This is a genomic window from Pseudomonas paracarnis (genome assembly GCF_904063055.1).
Taxonomy (GTDB): Bacteria; Pseudomonadota; Gammaproteobacteria; order Pseudomonadales; family Pseudomonadaceae; genus Aquipseudomonas; species Aquipseudomonas paracarnis.
The window spans coordinates 502,101-517,472 of record NZ_CAJFCN010000003.1; the positions used below are offsets into that span (position 1 = coordinate 502,101).

Below are 15,372 nucleotides of genomic sequence, written 5' to 3' on the forward strand. Positions count from 1 at the left end.
TGGCCGCAGGCACACCGTAAGTACCCTGCCCAACCGATGCCTCGCATGAGGCATCGGCCTTTCACGGGTGATCAGCCCTCTGGAGTCACATGCTTACGGGTTAACCGTCAGCGTCGGGGCAACAACATTCAGCGATACGACGGTGCAGTTGCCGGTCAGCGACTGATTGGTGGCCGAAAGTGTTTTGGTACCAGGAGTCCACGCCACGGCAATGGTGGTAGGGCCGCAGTTAGTGGCCGGAATCGAGGAGATTTTGTAGCCTACGTTGGTCACGGTGCCGGTGGTGCCCGTCGCTGCGGTAAGAACCCAAGGCAGGTTAGTCAGCGTGGGCAGTGCGCACAGGCCGCCGCCGGTCAAGGACGCACCGTTGATAGAAGCCACGCCACCGCTAACGTTGCCGGTAAAGGTAATGCCGCAAGTCACTGCCGCACCGAAGGATGAGGGCGACTTCACCACGATGGTACCGGCATTAGTCGAGAACGGACCGTCTGGAGAAACGGACGCCGCGCTCGCCATGGAGGCGGCACCAAAGCACAGAGCAAACGAAGTTGCACAAACGAGGGTTTTCAAGCTTTTCATTGTTTTTCCTCACATGTTATGGCGATTCATTTCGCCAGGGGTAATGGCCATGATCGAGAGGTCACGGTGAAACTGCAGAACTTCCCTTTCCAGCCAAATTTCAATGCATTTACCGCTACAACTGTCGGAACGTGTTATTCGACAACTTTGAAGTTGGGCGGCATCTTGATCGACACCGTCTTGATCTTGCAGTCTTCGCCAATCGCAACATCGGCGGCTTCCAACTTGCCGGTGGCGTTATCCCAAGTACCGTCGGCCGTCGACGGCCCACACTTGCCACCCAGGCCAAAGGCATGCACGTCCACGCTGATCTTCGACATGGAGCCGCTTTTTGTATCTTTGGCGATTAACACCCAAGGCAAGTTGATGGCTTCGACACGGCTGCACTTGAGGCCACCGTCGAACTCGACTTTGTCGACATTCACCGATGAACCATCGGCTGCAACCTTGCCGGCTACCTTGATGGTGCAGTCGGCACTGATGAGCTTGCCTTTGGAAAAGCTGATAGGTCCTTGGGCAGTGAAGGCACTGCCAGCAGGTTCGATACGCGCAGCCTGAGCCTGGTGGTAAGCAATCAAACCCATGGCCGCCAACAGGATGTGGGCGGTGAACTTGGCAGAACTTTGCATGGTGTACGTCCTTCCCTTGAAATTATTGTTGTAGGGTCAAACCAGGTTCTTGCACTCAAAACGCCGGGCGACAAGGACCTGCGCGATACACAGATCCCGAGTACACCCTGAAGGCTTACTTCATCTCAAAACGGCTTGGCACTACCGCTGTACTTCTCCAGATACTTCAAACGCTTTGACGGCTGAAGATTGGTCAGGTTGATATCGCCGGCATAGTGATTCAGTACACGATGGTCCATGCGACGCCGCCACAAGTACGGCACATAAGCCCAGACAATCATGCTGGCGTAGCCATAGGGAAGTTGCGGTGACTCATCAAAATGACGCAGCGACTGATAACTGCGCGTGGGGTTGGCATGGTGATCGGAGTGCCGTTGCAACTGGAACAGAAAGATATTGGTGACAATCCGATTACTGTTCCACGAGTGACGCGGCGAGCAGCGTTCATAACGACCATTGGGCAACTTCTGACGCTTGAGGCCGTAATGCTCGACATAGTTCACCACTTCCAGCAACGAGAACCCGTAGATGCCCTGGATAATCAGGAACGGAATTACCGCCGCCCCCAGCCAGGCAATCATTGCGCCCCACAACACCACGCTATACATCCAGGCGCTGAGCACCGCGTTCTTCCAGTGCAGGGCCGGCAGGCCGAGTTTGCGCAGGCGTTCGCGCTCCAGGTTCCAGGCCGACACAGCGCTGAACCACACCGAACGCGGCAGGAATGCCCAGAAACTTTCACCCAGGCGCGAGCTGGCCGGGTCTTCCGGCGTGGCGACCCGCACGTGATGGCCACGGTTATGTTCGGTGTAAAAGTGGCCATAGAAGGTCGGCGCCAGGGTGACCTTGGCCAGGAACACTTCCAAGGGCTTGGGTTTGTGCCCCAGCTCATGGGCGGTGTTGATGGCAATGCCGGTGGCGGCCCCGGTGGACATGGCCATGCCCACATACGTCAACCAGCTGACTGCACCGTGAAGTTCAGTGCGTGCGGTGATGAACGCGGCGGTCCTGGCCAGCCAGTTCGAGGGTTCCAGGGTGGCCGTGGCCCGCAACAGGCCGCCGTTGATGATCCAGTCGATACCGCCCGCAGCGAGCCAACCGGTGATCACCACCGAGGCAATCACAAACAGCACGCCGGTGTAGACGATCCAGCGGTAGTAGCGTTGGGATTCAAGGTGGCTGACCGCAGATTCGGGCGGGTTGCTGACGTCTTCGCCGAGCAGGCCGTCAATCAGCGGGATCAAGCCGAAGATCACCAGCACGCCCACCCACCACAGTTGTTGCACGCCTGTGGTGATGGCAAGGGCGCCGGAGAGCAAGGGCGTCGCCAGCGGCATAATGCCCAGCCACCACAGGTGGCGTTTGCCGTCGGCCCACACGGTCGCAGCTGCCAGAGTCTGGTTCATGGCAGCCTCCGCACACATTCGGTAGGCAATGCGGCAGCGGTGCGCTGACTGCTGCGAGAAATCATGCATGCGATAAAAGGCGTTTTTTTCATTATTTTATTCGCTCTTAGGCATTTCAAAAATAATTTCAAATTACACATTGAAATAATTTTTTTAAATAAATAGCGCGGAATCGTTAGGTCGTCAACTAGTTTCTCCAGCCCTTTTTTCCGTGACCGAGCAGTCTCTTTTCAGCCGTTTGGTCAGGTGTTCAGGGGCAGGCGTCAACGCCAGGCGCCGCAGTCAGGTGGCACTGTTACTGGCTCGCCAGGGCGACAGGTGGGTTTAACGGCCGGACGCTCTCGCCGGGTCGAGCCCGCTTGGCCACCTGCTCCACCAGCGCCGCCACGCGCTCGGTGGCGGTGATCGGCAACATATGCCCACGGCCTTCGATCACTTGCATTTTCAGCCCTGGCACCTTGCTGGCCAAGGCCTGGCCGTGTTTCTGGAAGTCGAGCACCTTGTCCTGCGCGCCGTAGATCAGGCCGATGGGCAGGGTCAATCGGGAGTAGCGCTTGACCATCTCCGGCAGGTGGTCGTTGACCCGGTTGATCTCGGTGGACGCCGCGTAGAAATTGTCGGGTCGCATGCCCAGCAAACCGCCGCCACGGGTGGCGAAGTCCGGCGGCGCAGGATCGGGGGCAAATACGCCCTTCACCACCGAGTCTTTGGTCAGCAGCCCGATGGGCAAGGTCAAGGTGTGCGCCACCCAGCGCCGCAGCCAGGCCGGGCGCACGGCCAGAGACAGGAACACCAGCGGCAGCATGCGTTGGGGGTGAGTCAAGGGCGCAACCAGCACCAACCCGGACACCGCATGAGGATGGTCGAGGGCCAGCGCCAGGGCAATCGCGCCGCCCAGGGAGTGCCCCAGTATCAGCGGTTTGCCCAGATCCAGCGCCTTGATGAAGGCCGCGATTTGTCGCGCCTGGGCCGGCAAGTCTGCCGGCGTGCCGCTGTGCCGGGTGGAATAGCCTGAGCCCGGCCGGTCGAGGCTGATGACCCGAAAATGCTCACGCAACTGGCCGGACAAGGCATAGGTCAGGTTGCGACTGCTGCCCATCAGCCCGTGAATCATCACCAGCGGCGGGCCCTTGCCCTCTTCGACATAATGAAAGCGCTCGCCATCCACCTCGACGAAACGCCCGTTGATCGGCACGGTCGCTTCAATGCGCCGCGTCATCCAGGCACTCAAGCCCCATAACGCAGCACTGGCGCCCGCCAGCACACCCGCAGCGACAACCCATTCGACAGCCATAGCTCGGTCCTCTGCTTCCCTGCTGCTGGCGACCCGACCGGAATTGATCTGGCCCCAGCCATCGTCCACACCCTGGACCTAGACTTCATGCATACCACGTTCGTCCGTCGGACAAATCGCTCATGCGTAACAAGGCCCTAGCGTAGGCGAATTTTTCAGGTAGATTATTTAAAATCTTTTTTAAAATAAATAATTCAATTTTCCTTTGCAATGGTGTTCTATCTAAAAGACAAAACAAAAACAGGAGCACATCCGATGCCCAAGCGCTTTATTGATGAGGCAGCCCTATGAATGCCCCCAGTGACTCAATCGACATCGCCATCATTGGCTCCGGGTTCGCGGGCCTGTGCATGGCGATCAAACTCAAGGAAGCCGGGCTCACCGACTTCTTTATCGCCGAACAGGCCCAGACCCTCGGCGGTACATGGCGCGACAACCACTACCCAGGTTGCGCCTGCGACGTGCAGTCCCATGTGTATTCGTTTTCCTTTGCGCCCAACCCGAACTGGACGCGACAGTTCGCGGCGCAACCCGAGATACGCGCCTATCTGGAAGACTGCGCCAGGCGCTTCAAGCTGACGCCCTACCTGCGCTTTGGCATGGGCCTGCAACGGGCGCTGTTTGATGAACAACAGCAGCGCTGGCAACTGACCTTCACTAACGGCCGCCACGTCAGCGCACGGGTGCTGGTGTCGGGAATGGGGGGCTTGTCGCGCCCGGCAATGCCAGATATCCCAGGGCTGGACAGTTTCAAGGGCAAGCGCTTCCACTCCCAGCAGTGGGATCACGAGTACTCCTTGAAGGGCAAGCGCGTGGCGGTAATCGGCACCGGTGCCAGCGCCATCCAGTTCGTGCCGCAGATCGCCCCGCAGGTGGCGCACCTGGACCTGTTCCAGCGCACACCGCCGTGGATCATGCCCAAGCCTGATCGGCCGATTTCCGCTGCCGAGCGCTGGTTGTTCAAGCATGTACCGCTCACCCAGAAGCTGGTGCGTGCTGCGCTTTACTGGGCACTGGAAGGCCGCGTGGTGGGCTTTGCCCTGCATCCACGCCTGATGAAAATGGTGCAGAAAATCGCCCTGCGTCACCTGCGCAAACAGGTGGCCCGCCCTTCCCTGCGCAAAACCCTGACGCCGGACTACACCATCGGCTGCAAGCGCGTGCTGATTTCCAACGATTACTACCCGGCACTCTCGCGCAGCAATGTCGAGGTGGTCACCGACAACGTGCTGCGCATCGAAGCCGACGGCGTGATCACCGCCGACGGTATCAAGCACCCCGCCGATTGCCTGATCTTCGGCACGGGTTTCCAGGCCAGCGACCCGTTGCCCCGTGGCTGCATCATCGGCCGTGACGGCATCGACCTGATGGATGCCTGGCGCGATGGCGCCCATGCCTACAAAGGCACCACCGTGCCGGGCTACCCGAACCTGTTTCTGATCGTGGGCCCCAACACCGGCCTGGGGCATAACTCGATGATCCTGATGATCGAGGCTCAGGTCGCGTACATTCTCGACGCCCTGAAACACATGCAGCGCCAGCGCCTTACCACGGTAGAGGTCAAACCCGCCGTGGAGCACGCCTACAACCAGCAGTTGCAGGACAAGCTCAAGCGCACCATCTGGAACACCGGCGGCTGCCAGAGCTGGTACCTCGACCCGCGCACCGGCAAGAACACCACGCTGTGGCCCGGCTCGACCTGGCGCTTCAAGCAGGTCACCCGGCATTTTGCCCTCAAAGACTACAGCGTCAGCCAGGCGCCGGCGCCCGCCCTGCCGCGAGCGGTTGCAACGCCCCACTCCACCACAGAAGGCAGCCTGTCATGAAGTCATTCAACGGCCGCGTTGCGGCGATCACCGGCGCGGCTTCCGGCATGGGCCGCTCATTGGCCCTGGCCCTGGCGCGGGAAGGGTGTCACTTGGCGCTGGCAGACAAAAACAGCCAGGGCCTGGAACAGACCCTGGCGCTGATCCGCACCTCGACCTTGTCGCCCGTCACTGTCACCACCCAAGTGCTGGACGTGTCCGACCGCCAGGCCATGCACGATTGGGCAGCACGCTGCGTGGCCGAGCACGGCAAGGTCAACCTGGTCTTCAATAATGCCGGGGTGGCGCTGTCGAGCACCGTCGAAGGCGTGGATTACGCCGACCTGGAATGGATCGTCGGCATCAACTTCTGGGGAGTGGTGCATGGCACCAAGGCATTCCTGCCGTACCTCAAGGCCAGCGGCGACGGGCATATCATCAATACGTCCAGCGTGTTCGGCCTGTTCGCCCAGCCCGGCATGAGCGGCTACAACGCCACCAAGTTCGCCGTGCGCGGTTTCACCGAAGCCTTGCGCCAGGAACTCGACCTGCAACGCTGCGGCGTCTCGGCCACCTGTGTACACCCCGGTGGCATTCGTACCGACATCTGCCGCAGCAGCCGCATCGACGCGAACATGACCGGCTTTCTCATCCACAGCGAGCAACAAGCCCGCGCCGATTTCGAAAAACTCTTCATCACCGACGCCGACCAGGCCGCCAAAGTGATCCTGCAAGGCGTACGCAAAAACACGCGTCGCGTGCTGATTGGCCGCGATGCCTATTTCCTCGACCTGCTCGCCCGTTGCCTGCCGGCGGCCTATCAGGCCCTGGTGGTGTTTGCCAGCAAGCGCATGGCGCCCAAGCCGCGCACGCCGGTGTTTGAAACCAACGACGAGCCTCGACTCTGAACAGGAGCACGCACCATGTTGCCGATCCGTCGCGATATCCGTTTTGCCTTGCCTGCCGAGCGCATCAAGAACTGGCACGAACAAGGGCCTGTGGTCAGCCATTTCTTCAATGCCCTGTCGCTGCTGTTTCCCCAGGGCGAGCTGTTCTTCATGGACAGCGTGCGCCACTACCGTGGGCAGATCGACGATGCCGAACTGAAAAAAGAGATCCAGGGGTTTATCGGCCAGGAGGCCATGCACAGCCGTGAACACGTGGCGTATAACGACTTGCTGCAAGCGGCCGGTCTGCCGGCGCACTCCCTCGACCGACGCCTGAAGTTCTTCCTCGACCTGCAGAAAAAACACCTGCCGGCGTCGTTCAACCTGGCGGTGACCATCGCCCTGGAACACTACACCGCCATGCTCGCGGAAATCCTGCTGAGCGACCCGTCGCGTTTTGGCGACTCACTCAAGGGTTACCAGCAGATGTGGTACTGGCACGCCCTGGAAGAAACCGAACACAAAGCCGTGGCGTTCGATGTGTGGAACAGGGTGATCAAGCCAGGGCCTGCACGTTACCTGCTGCGCACCGGCACCATGCTGACCACCAGCGTGCTGTTCTGGGTGGTGGTGCTGGATTTTCACGTGCGCCTGTTGATTGCCGACCGCACTTCGGGCGGCACGCTGAAGGGGTTATGGCGCATGGTTAAATTCTTGTATGGGCCCAAAGGCGTGTTTCCACGGATGTTCCGGCCGTGGCTGCATTACTTCAAGCCGGGCTTTCATCCCTGGGATCATGACAACCGGGCGCGGTTGGCGGGCATTGACCGGTTGGTCGAAGAGATAGAGCGCACGCGCCGCAGCTACGACGCTTATCAAACTGACGCCTCCTGACCTAAATGCGGGAGCGGGCTTGCTCGCGAAAGCGGTGGGTCAGTCATACTGATGTCGACTGACACGCCGCCTTCGCGAGCAAGCCCGCTCCCACAGGGGGATCGCGTTAAGGCAGTGAGGGTTACGCCAGGCTCTTGCTGACCACCTCAAACACATCGCTGGACAGTTCACCTGCGCCCAGGATGCGCTCCAGCTCCGCCTTCATCAGCGCCTGCCGGGCGCTGTCGTATTTACGCCAGCGTGTCAGCGGCGCCAGTTGGCGCGAGGCGATCTGCGGGTTCAAGGTATTGAGCTGGATTACCAGGTCGGCCAGGAAGCGATAGCCCGAGCCATCCGCCGCATGGAAGTTGATCAGGTTCTGCCCGGCAAATGCGCCCACCAGTGCGCGCACCTTGTTGGGGTTCTTGATGGTGAACGCCGGGTGCTCCATCAACGCCTTGACCCGCGCCAGCCCGCCCGGCAAGGTGCTGCCGGCCTGTACGCTGAACCATTGGTCCATGACCAGCGGGTTGTCCTTGAAATTTTCGGCAAACACCGCCAAGGCCTGGGCTTTCTCTGCTTCGAACGGCGAGTTCACCAACACCGCCAACGCCGTCAGGCGTTCGGTCATGTTATCGCTGGTGTCGAACTGATCCAGGGTGGCCGCCAACACTTCTGGCTTGCCGCTGAGCATCAGGTACGACAGCGCGATGTTCTGCAGCGCACGCCGGGCGAAGTGCTCGGCTTCTGCCACGTAAGGCGTTTGCTTGGACAGCTCGCGGTTGGCCTGGTAGCGCAGCCACAAGCCTTCGAACAGGTTGTCGGCCAGTTGCTTGCGGGCAAACTCGCGGGCAGCGTGGATAGCGTCCACATCCGCCACCTCGCTGATTTCCGTGAGGTAGGCTTCGCTCGGCAACGAGAGCATTTCGGCGACCATGGCCTGGTCCAGGCTTTCATCACTCAACACCGTGCGCAGCGCGTCGATCAAGCGTTGATCAAGCTTCAGCGGCTGGCCCGCCTGATGCTGGCCGATCAGCTCCTGCAACACCTGCACGGCCAACTGCTGGCCGGCATCCCAGCGGTTGAAACCGTCGCTGTCGTGCTGCATCAGGAACATCAGTTGATCGCGGCTGTAGGGGAAGCTGAGCTTCACCGGCGCCGAGAAACCACGCAGCAACGAAGGCAAGGGTTTTTCAGCGATGTCGACGAAGGTAAAGGTCTGTTCCGCTTCGGTTACCGAAATTACCCGCGAAGTGTCGCCCGCCGTCGCTTCACCGGCCAGGCGCAAGGCAATGCCGGCGCCCTGCCCGTCCAGCAAGCCCAGCGCCACCGGGATCACGAAGGGCAACTTCTCGACCTTATCCGGAGTGGGTGGGCAGCTCTGGCGGAAGGTCAGGCTGTAGGTCTTGGCCGCCGCATCGTAGGCTTCGCTCACCGCCAGGCGCGGGGTACCGGCCTGGCTGTACCAGCGCTTGAACTGGCTGAGGTCGGCGCCATTGGCGTCCTCCATGGCTTTGATGAAGTCGTCGCAGGTCACGGCCTGGCCGTCATGGCGTTCGAAATACAGGTCGCTGCCTTTGCGAAAGCCCTCGGCACCGAGCAAGGTGTGGATCATGCCGACCACTTCCGAGCCCTTTTCATACACGGTCAGGGTGTAGAAGTTGGAGATCTCGATAAAGCTGTCCGGGCGCACGGCGTGGGCCATGGGGCCGGCATCTTCAGCGAACTGGTGGGTACGCAGGTACGCCACGTCCTGGATGCGTTTGACCGTGGCCGAGTTCATGTCGGCAGAGAAGCCCGAGTCACGGAACACGGTGAAGCCTTCCTTGAGCGACAGTTGGAACCAGTCGCGGCAGGTCACGCGGTTGCCCGACCAGTTATGGAAGTATTCGTGGGCGACGATGGCTTCGACGCGCTGGTGAGCGGCGTCTGTAGCGGTTTCGGCGCGGGCCAGCACGGCGCTGGAGTTGAAGATGTTAAGGCCCTTGTTCTCCATGGCGCCCATGTTGAAGTCGTTGACCGCGACGATCATGAAGATGTCCAGGTCGTACTCGCGGCCGTAGGTCTCTTCGTCCCAGCGCATGGATTTTTTCAGGCTGGTCATGGCGTGCTGGCACTTGTCGATATTTTCCGGCTCGACGTAGATGCGTAGCGCGACTTCGCGGTTGGTCATGGTGGTGAAGCTGTCTTCAACGCACCACAGGTCACCGGCCACCAAGGCAAACAGGTAGGCCGGTTTCTTGAACGGGTCTTCCCAGGTCGCCCAGTGCCGGCCGTCTTCACCGGGGCCGCTGGCGATCGGGTTGCCGTTGGACAACAGCACCGGGTAGCTGTGCTGCTCGGCGATCACCGTGGTGGTGAACACGCTCATCACGTCCGGGCGGTCGAGGTAATAGGTGATCTTGCGGAAACCTTCGGCCTCGCACTGGGTGCAGAACATACCGCTGGATTTGTACAAGCCTTCCAGGGCGGTGTTGGTTTCTGGGTGGATCTTGACGGTGGTGTCGAGGGTGAAGGTCTCACTCTTGGGCTGCACGGTCAGGTGGCTGTCGGTCAGCTGGTAGTCAGCGTCCGTCAACGGCTGGTCGGCCAGGTTGACACTCAACAGCTCAAGTTGCTGGCCATCGAGCACCAATGGCGGCAAACCGGCGCCGCGCTCGGGGTTGCGGCGCATCACCAGCTGCGCGTGGACCAGGCTGTGGTCCTCGAACAACTCGAAGGTCAGGTGCGTCTCGTCGATCAGGTAGTCCGGCGCCTGATAGTCCTTAAGGTAAATCATCTTCGGTTGTTCGGTGCGCATGCTGGGAATCCTTCTACTGATGCACGGCGAGCTGATAGGCCGTGTATTTACGAATGTTGATGACGCCGGTGTCGAAGATCAGGTATTGGCCCTTGATCCCCAGCAGCGTGCCTTCGGCAATCGGGTTCTTGTCCAGGTTGAAGCTGACGATCTTGGTCGGATACTGCTCGACCGGGTAGCGGATTTCAATCGGCTCGATGTCGGCAATGGTTTGGATGGCTTGCAGGCCAAAGCGTTCCTGCAAACCCAGCAAGCCCTCGGCGCAAGAGGCGAACAGCTCATCACGCACCTGCTTGAGGTCCACCGCTTGCGCGTCGCCCTTGAGCAAGGCGCGCCAGTTGGTCTTGTCGGCCACCTGGCTGCGGAACAGGTCTTCGACGAAGCCCGATTGCTGGCGTGTCGCCACGCGCATGATCGGCAGCGCCTGGCTGGCGCCCTGGTCCAGCCAACGGGTGGGCAACTGCGTAGCACGCGTAATGCCGACCTTGATGCCCGACGAGTTGGCCAGGTACACCACGTGGTCGGTCATGCAGAATGTCTCGCCCCAGCCCGGATCGCGGCAGGTACCGGCGTCGTAATGGCAACGCTCGGGGCTCATGATGCACAGGTCACACTGGGCCAGCTTGGTCATGCAGGGGTAGCAGTAGCCCTGGCTGAAGCTGGTCTTGGTCTTGCGCCCGCAATGGCTGCAATGAATCGCGCCCAGGTATTCCAGGCGGATATGGGTACCGATCAGCGGATTGACCGGCACCTCGGTGCTTCCTAAGCGAAAGGCGTATTGAACGGTCGGCTCACCGAGCTGCGCCGACATTTTGCTGACTGCACCGCGACCAATTTCAATCAATGGATCGCATCCGACTTGAACAGGATATTCGGTACTGGCGCGGATTTGGACGCGCACTCCTGCGGGCCCATATAGCCGGTGCGCTGCTCTTCGGGCAGGTTCTGGATCTCCCAGGCGATCATCGCTTGCAACGACAATTCGCGCTGCTCGGCGGTGAGCTTGCGGCCATCGGACCATTTGCCGATCTCTACCGCGAGCTTGAGGCTCTCGTAGATGTCCGGGGTGATGTTTTCGATCATTTCAGCAAAAGAGGACATAAGGCTCTTCCTTATCAAAGAGACGCTTTGCGACGGTTGTACAAACCGCCGAGCAAACCCGTCAAGCAACCGATGACCAACCCGCCCACATGGGCCGCGTTGGCGATTTCGCCGAAACCGATCATCGAGACCAGCCCCGACAGGCAGAGCAACAACCACACCAGCATCATCACCAGCACCCCACGGGGCAGGCGATAGGCCGGGTTGGGCGACAATAATTGAAAGATCCAGCAGTGCCCGAGCAGGCCGTACAACACGCCAGACAAGCCGCCAAACAAGCCGGGGCCACCGTAGGCGTATTGCACGTAGTTGGAGACCAGGCTGAACAACAGAGTCAGGCCCAGCAGGTTAATGCTGCCCTGGCGCGCTTCAATGCGCCGACCCAGCTCCCAGTACCACATGCCGTTCATCGCCAGATGCAGGATGCCGAAGTGGATCAGCATCGGCGTGACCAGGCGCCACCACTGCCCCGAGGCCAGGGTGTCAGCCAACGGCGTGAACTGGATGTACTCGCCCAGCACCCGGAACGGCAGGAAGGTCAGCCAGGCCATGGTTTGCAGGTTTTCACCCAGCAACGTCACGGCCGCGACGATGAGGCTGGCCAGCAAAACCAGCGCGGTGACCGGGCTATGGCGCACTTGCTGGACAAAGCCCGGCCGCGCAACCGGCGCCTGCTCGGGAATATCCAGTTGCTGGTCCGGGTCGCCAGCGGGGAAACGTTGATACAGCACGCGCACGTCGTCGCTGATGGCCTCGGGCACCCACAGCACCTGTTCACCGGCCTCCTCGCTGACGCGGTGCGGCACCTGCATGCGGTGCAGCAACTTGACGAAGCCCCCCAGGTCGACGCTCAGGGGCAAGCGCAATACAGCTACGGTACTCATGGAATGGCCTCTGGTCGCTCAACGTCGACCCATACGAATTTACGCGGATCCAGCTGGGTTTCCTGGTCCAGTCGATACGCCACCAGCTTGCCGTACAGCACCGCGCTGTAGTCCAGGCAGGCCAGGTTCGGGCGGATCGGCGCGGGTTTGCCGCTGCGCCAGTAATGGCCGACGAACAACAACGGTTCATCGACGCCATAGCGCAGCAAAGAATTCTTTTGTGTGGACGACAACGGCGTGCGTGCCACCGGCTCCGGCAAGGCGTCGGGCTGGAACACGATGTCACCGTAGGTCTTGGGGTCGTCTTCCCAGAACTTGGTGCGAAAGAACGAACGCGTCAGGCCATCGCCACCGGTCAGGGTGAGCCCATCGGGCAGGCGCATATCGGTGCCGCGCAACAGGCGATCGAATGCATTGCAGGCGAAACTGCCCGGTACGGCGGCGGCTTGCAGGAAGTGCGGGTCGATGCAGCCATCCGGGAAGGTGGCGCGCAGCGGCTGGATAAAACTGTCGTCCCAGCACGCGTGCACTACGCGAAAACGCCCGGCATCGACAAACAGCGGCATGTCGTAGAACCAGCCGAGGAAGTCGTGCCAGTCGGCCGGGTGGTGTTCGAACTGGGTCAGGGTCTCTTGGATCAAGCGGGCGTGGCGCGGGTTGTGCTCACGCACGAACTGCTTGCCACTGCCCGGCGGTGCCGGCGTGGTCCAGCCCAGCGCATTGAACTCGTGGTTACCCATGATGCACAGCGCCTGGCCGGCCTCGGTCATATCGTGGACGATATGCAGCGCCTCACGGATGCGTGGGCCACGGTCGATGATATCGCCCAGGAACACCGCCATGCGTGACGGATGGCGCCAAGTGCCGCCCTGCTTGTGGTAACCCAATTGGTCGAGCAAGTGCTCAAGGGTATGAGCGCAACCGTGCACGTCACCAATCAGGTCGTAGCTACGCGCGGGATCGAGCATCAGTCGCCTCCACCTCCCAAGCGGCTGCCCCAGCCCAACTTGGTGCGGCACACTTCGTAGTAGTTGTGATCCAGCGGGTGGATCAAGCGCAACTTCTGTGCCTTCTTGCTCACGGTGATGGTGTCACCGGGGGCGCAGGTGAAATGGTTCTGCCCGTCGCAGGAGACTTGCGGGTAGATTTGCATGTCTTTGGACACCACGATTTTCAGCTCACTGTTGCCATCGACCACAATTGGCCGACTGGACAACATATGGGGGTACATCGGCACGATCACAATGGCATCGAGCTTGGGGTGCATGATCGGGCCGCCGGCCGACAGCGCGTAGGCGGTGGAACCTGTGGGCGTGGCGACGATCAGGCCGTCGGCCTTCTGGCTGCAGACGAACTGGCCGTCGATATACAGCTCGAACTCGATCATGCGCGTGGATTTGCCGGGGTGCAGCACCACGTCGTTAAGGGCATCGCCCTGGCCGATCGCCTCGCCATGGCGGCGCACTTCGGCCTGCAGCAGGAAGCGGTTCTCCACCAGGTAATGGCCGTCGAGCACCTTGGCCACTTCGACTTCCAGCTCATCGGGGCGGATGTCGGTGAGGAACCCCAGGCTGCCGCGGTTGATCCCCAGCACCGGCACGTTATGCCGCGCCAGCGCCCGGGCAGCGCCGAGCAGGCTGCCATCGCCACCGACCACGATGACCATGTCGCACACCTCGCCGAGCATCTTGCGCGACGAGGTTTGCAGGCCGTGGCCAGGGAGGATTTCAGCGATGGTGTCTTCGAGGATCACATGCAGGTGGCGCTCGAGCAGAAACTTCTTCAGCCGGCGGACGGTGTCCAACACCTGGGTACTGCCCAGGCGACCGATAATGCCGATATTGCGAAATTGCTCCATGGGGCTCCTGCGGGATCTGGGGTGAGGCAAAAAGAGCGATTATGGGCGAAAGGCCGTCTCAGGCAAAATCCTTTGTCGCCGCCACGCCTTGATGACAATGGTTCTCAGGCACCTTCTGCGCGCTGAAAAGGCTATGCTCGGACCATGACGCCATTCCCCGACTTGCACACCCTGCCCCGCCAACTGCGCCACCCCGAGGTGCGCGACCTGGCGTGGGTGATGCTCGCACCACCGATGCTGGCGCAGACGCCTTGGCCGCAGCGCCATCCGCTGGCGGGCAGTGACTGGGTGCAAGCCCCTCACCAACTCGAAGCCTGGCTGCGCCAGCTGGACCAGGACAGCAGCGCGTTGCAGCAGTGGTTGAGCCTGGCACGTACCCGGCGCCTGGGCCTGTACTACGAGCGCTTGTGGCAATTTGCGGTGCAGCAGGCGCCGGGTGTGGAGTTGCTGGCCGCCAACCTGCCGATCCGCCGTGCCGGGCACACGCTGGGCGAGTTGGACATGCTGCTGCGCGACCGCGATGGGGTGCACCACCTGGAACTGGCGATCAAACTCTACCTGGGCCCGCAGGACGGCAACGGCCAGGACGCTACGCAATGGCTGGGGCCTGGCTGCCATGATCGGCTGGACCGCAAGCTGGCACACCTGGCCGAGCATCAATTGCCAATCTCTGCGCGGGCAGAAAGCCGCGGGGCCTTGGCGGCGCTGGATATCCAAGCGTTCGATGCGCACTTGTGGCTCGGCGGCTATCTGCTCTACCCCTGGCCCGGCGCGGCGCTCTCCCCCCTCGGCGCTCACCCGCAGCACCTGCGTGGGCGCTGGTTGCATCAGCGCGACTGGACAGACTTTGTCAGCACCCGCCCAGAGGGCCGTTGGCAACCCCTGCCCCGCCATGCCTGGCTGGCGCCCGCGCATTACCCGGCCGATGAAGTGTGGAGTGAAGTGCAGATGAAAGGCTGGCTGGCAGACCTGGACCCGATGGCCCCGGCGCAGTTGCTGGTGCGCATGGTGCCGAACGGTGAGGAGTGGGAAGAAGCAGAGCGGTTGTTTCTGGTGGCCGATCTTTGGCCGAATGTACCGGGGACAGGCTGATAGGTGTGCGGTGTAATTGAGGGCCTCATCGCAGGCAAGCCAGCTCCCACATGGAACCGGCGGCGCCGCCACAATGTGGGAGCTGGCTTGCCTGCGATGGCGATAGCCCAGGCGCTACAGCTTATCGATGTGCTGATACTCCAACTGAAGCCACACCGTTTGAC

General features: G+C 61.2%; 14 protein-coding genes. 4 read left to right on the top strand and 10 right to left on the bottom strand.

Annotated features, from left to right (window positions below; genetic code table 11):
* Positions 1–93 precede the first annotated feature (93 nt).
* The 4 genes from praB to JMV15_RS09405 form a co-directional block, all read right to left on the bottom strand.
* Positions 94–579, bottom strand: coding sequence for an alkane oxidation protein activator PraB (gene praB / locus JMV15_RS09390; protein ID WP_014718293.1), 486 nt, complete (start codon positions 577–579; stop codon positions 94–96).
* Between the two features lie 134 nt (positions 580–713).
* Complete coding sequence (gene praA / locus JMV15_RS09395; RefSeq protein ID WP_014718292.1) at positions 714–1,208, bottom strand: alkane oxidation protein activator PraA; 495 nt, start codon at positions 1,206–1,208, stop codon at positions 714–716.
* A gap of 125 nt (positions 1,209–1,333) precedes the next feature.
* A complete protein-coding gene (locus JMV15_RS09400; protein ID WP_014718291.1) occupies positions 1,334–2,614 on the bottom strand; it encodes an alkane 1-monooxygenase in 1,281 nt (426 codons plus the stop codon).
* Between the two features lie 295 nt (positions 2,615–2,909).
* Positions 2,910–3,908 carry an alpha/beta fold hydrolase gene (locus tag JMV15_RS09405; RefSeq protein ID WP_014718290.1) on the bottom strand — a complete coding sequence of 333 codons (999 nt, stop codon included), beginning with the start codon at positions 3,906–3,908 and terminating at the stop codon, positions 2,910–2,912.
* Between the two features lie 287 nt (positions 3,909–4,195).
* Between JMV15_RS09405 and JMV15_RS09410 the strand changes: the two genes are divergently transcribed.
* From JMV15_RS09410 to JMV15_RS09420, 3 genes are read left to right on the top strand one after another with little or no spacing between them, the layout of a single operon-like run.
* Positions 4,196–5,734: a flavin-containing monooxygenase gene (locus JMV15_RS09410; RefSeq protein WP_069868432.1), complete on the top strand. Its 1,539-nt coding sequence runs from the start codon at positions 4,196–4,198 to the stop codon at positions 5,732–5,734.
* Positions 5,731–6,621, top strand: coding sequence for an SDR family NAD(P)-dependent oxidoreductase (locus JMV15_RS09415; protein ID WP_069868430.1), 891 nt, complete (start codon positions 5,731–5,733; stop codon positions 6,619–6,621). The genes JMV15_RS09410 and JMV15_RS09415 overlap by 4 nt, the downstream gene beginning before the upstream one ends.
* Before the next feature lie 15 nt (positions 6,622–6,636).
* Complete coding sequence (locus tag JMV15_RS09420; protein WP_069868428.1) at positions 6,637–7,494, top strand: metal-dependent hydrolase; 858 nt, start codon at positions 6,637–6,639, stop codon at positions 7,492–7,494.
* A 121-nt stretch (positions 7,495–7,615) separates the two neighbouring features.
* On the opposite strand, the gene pepN is transcribed toward JMV15_RS09420, so the two are convergent.
* The 6 genes from pepN to JMV15_RS09450 are packed head-to-tail and all read right to left on the bottom strand — an operon-like array spanning position 7,616 to position 14,116.
* Positions 7,616–10,273, bottom strand: a complete 2,658-nt coding sequence (gene pepN / locus JMV15_RS09425) for an aminopeptidase N (RefSeq protein WP_058410561.1) — start codon at positions 10,271–10,273, stop codon at positions 7,616–7,618.
* 13 nt (positions 10,274–10,286) lie between these two features.
* Positions 10,287–11,117, bottom strand: coding sequence for a DUF2797 domain-containing protein (locus JMV15_RS09430; protein ID WP_014718285.1), 831 nt, complete (start codon positions 11,115–11,117; stop codon positions 10,287–10,289).
* Positions 11,114–11,374 (bottom strand): YeaC family protein, encoded by a 261-nt coding sequence (locus JMV15_RS09435; RefSeq protein ID WP_003190750.1) that lies wholly within the window; start codon positions 11,372–11,374, stop codon positions 11,114–11,116. Before JMV15_RS09435 ends, JMV15_RS09430 begins: the two co-directional genes overlap by 4 nt.
* 14 nt (positions 11,375–11,388) lie before the next feature.
* The gene (locus tag JMV15_RS09440; RefSeq protein ID WP_069868426.1) at positions 11,389–12,258 is read right to left on the bottom strand and encodes a rhomboid family intramembrane serine protease; all 870 of its coding nucleotides are present in this window, start codon (positions 12,256–12,258) and stop codon (positions 11,389–11,391) included.
* Positions 12,255–13,229, bottom strand: a complete 975-nt coding sequence (locus JMV15_RS09445) for a metallophosphoesterase (protein ID WP_162471688.1) — start codon at positions 13,227–13,229, stop codon at positions 12,255–12,257. Before JMV15_RS09445 ends, JMV15_RS09440 begins: the two co-directional genes overlap by 4 nt.
* Positions 13,226–14,116, bottom strand: coding sequence for an NAD(+) kinase (locus JMV15_RS09450; protein WP_003217892.1), 891 nt, complete (start codon positions 14,114–14,116; stop codon positions 13,226–13,228). The genes JMV15_RS09445 and JMV15_RS09450 overlap by 4 nt, the downstream gene beginning before the upstream one ends.
* Positions 14,117–14,260: 144 nt before the next feature.
* Here JMV15_RS09450 and JMV15_RS09455 point away from each other — a divergent pair, with 144 nt between their 5' ends.
* Positions 14,261–15,208: a DUF1853 family protein gene (locus JMV15_RS09455; protein WP_014718282.1), complete on the top strand. Its 948-nt coding sequence runs from the start codon at positions 14,261–14,263 to the stop codon at positions 15,206–15,208.
* Positions 15,209–15,372 lie beyond the last annotated feature (164 nt).

Excerpts from the sequence above, each read along its gene's own strand:
- pepN (WP_058410561.1), bottom strand. The coding sequence starts at position 10,273 with ATGCGCACCGAACAACCGAAGATGATTTACCTTAAGGACTATCAGGCG.
- JMV15_RS09400 (WP_014718291.1), bottom strand. The coding sequence starts at position 2,614 with ATGAACCAGACTCTGGCAGCTGCGACCGTGTGGGCCGACGGCAAACGC.
- JMV15_RS09415 (WP_069868430.1), top strand. The coding sequence starts at position 5,731 with ATGAAGTCATTCAACGGCCGCGTTGCGGCGATCACCGGCGCGGCTTCC.
- JMV15_RS09440 (WP_069868426.1), bottom strand. The coding sequence starts at position 12,258 with ATGAGTACCGTAGCTGTATTGCGCTTGCCCCTGAGCGTCGACCTGGGG.
- JMV15_RS09405 (WP_014718290.1), bottom strand. The coding sequence starts at position 3,908 with ATGGCTGTCGAATGGGTTGTCGCTGCGGGTGTGCTGGCGGGCGCCAGT.
- JMV15_RS09455 (WP_014718282.1), top strand. The coding sequence starts at position 14,261 with ATGACGCCATTCCCCGACTTGCACACCCTGCCCCGCCAACTGCGCCAC.
- JMV15_RS09410 (WP_069868432.1), top strand. The coding sequence starts at position 4,196 with ATGAATGCCCCCAGTGACTCAATCGACATCGCCATCATTGGCTCCGGG.
- praA (WP_014718292.1), bottom strand. The coding sequence starts at position 1,208 with ATGCAAAGTTCTGCCAAGTTCACCGCCCACATCCTGTTGGCGGCCATG.
- JMV15_RS09435 (WP_003190750.1), bottom strand. The coding sequence starts at position 11,374 with ATGTCCTCTTTTGCTGAAATGATCGAAAACATCACCCCGGACATCTAC.
- JMV15_RS09420 (WP_069868428.1), top strand. The coding sequence starts at position 6,637 with ATGTTGCCGATCCGTCGCGATATCCGTTTTGCCTTGCCTGCCGAGCGC.
- praB (WP_014718293.1), bottom strand. The coding sequence starts at position 579 with ATGAAAAGCTTGAAAACCCTCGTTTGTGCAACTTCGTTTGCTCTGTGC.
- JMV15_RS09450 (WP_003217892.1), bottom strand. The coding sequence starts at position 14,116 with ATGGAGCAATTTCGCAATATCGGCATTATCGGTCGCCTGGGCAGTACC.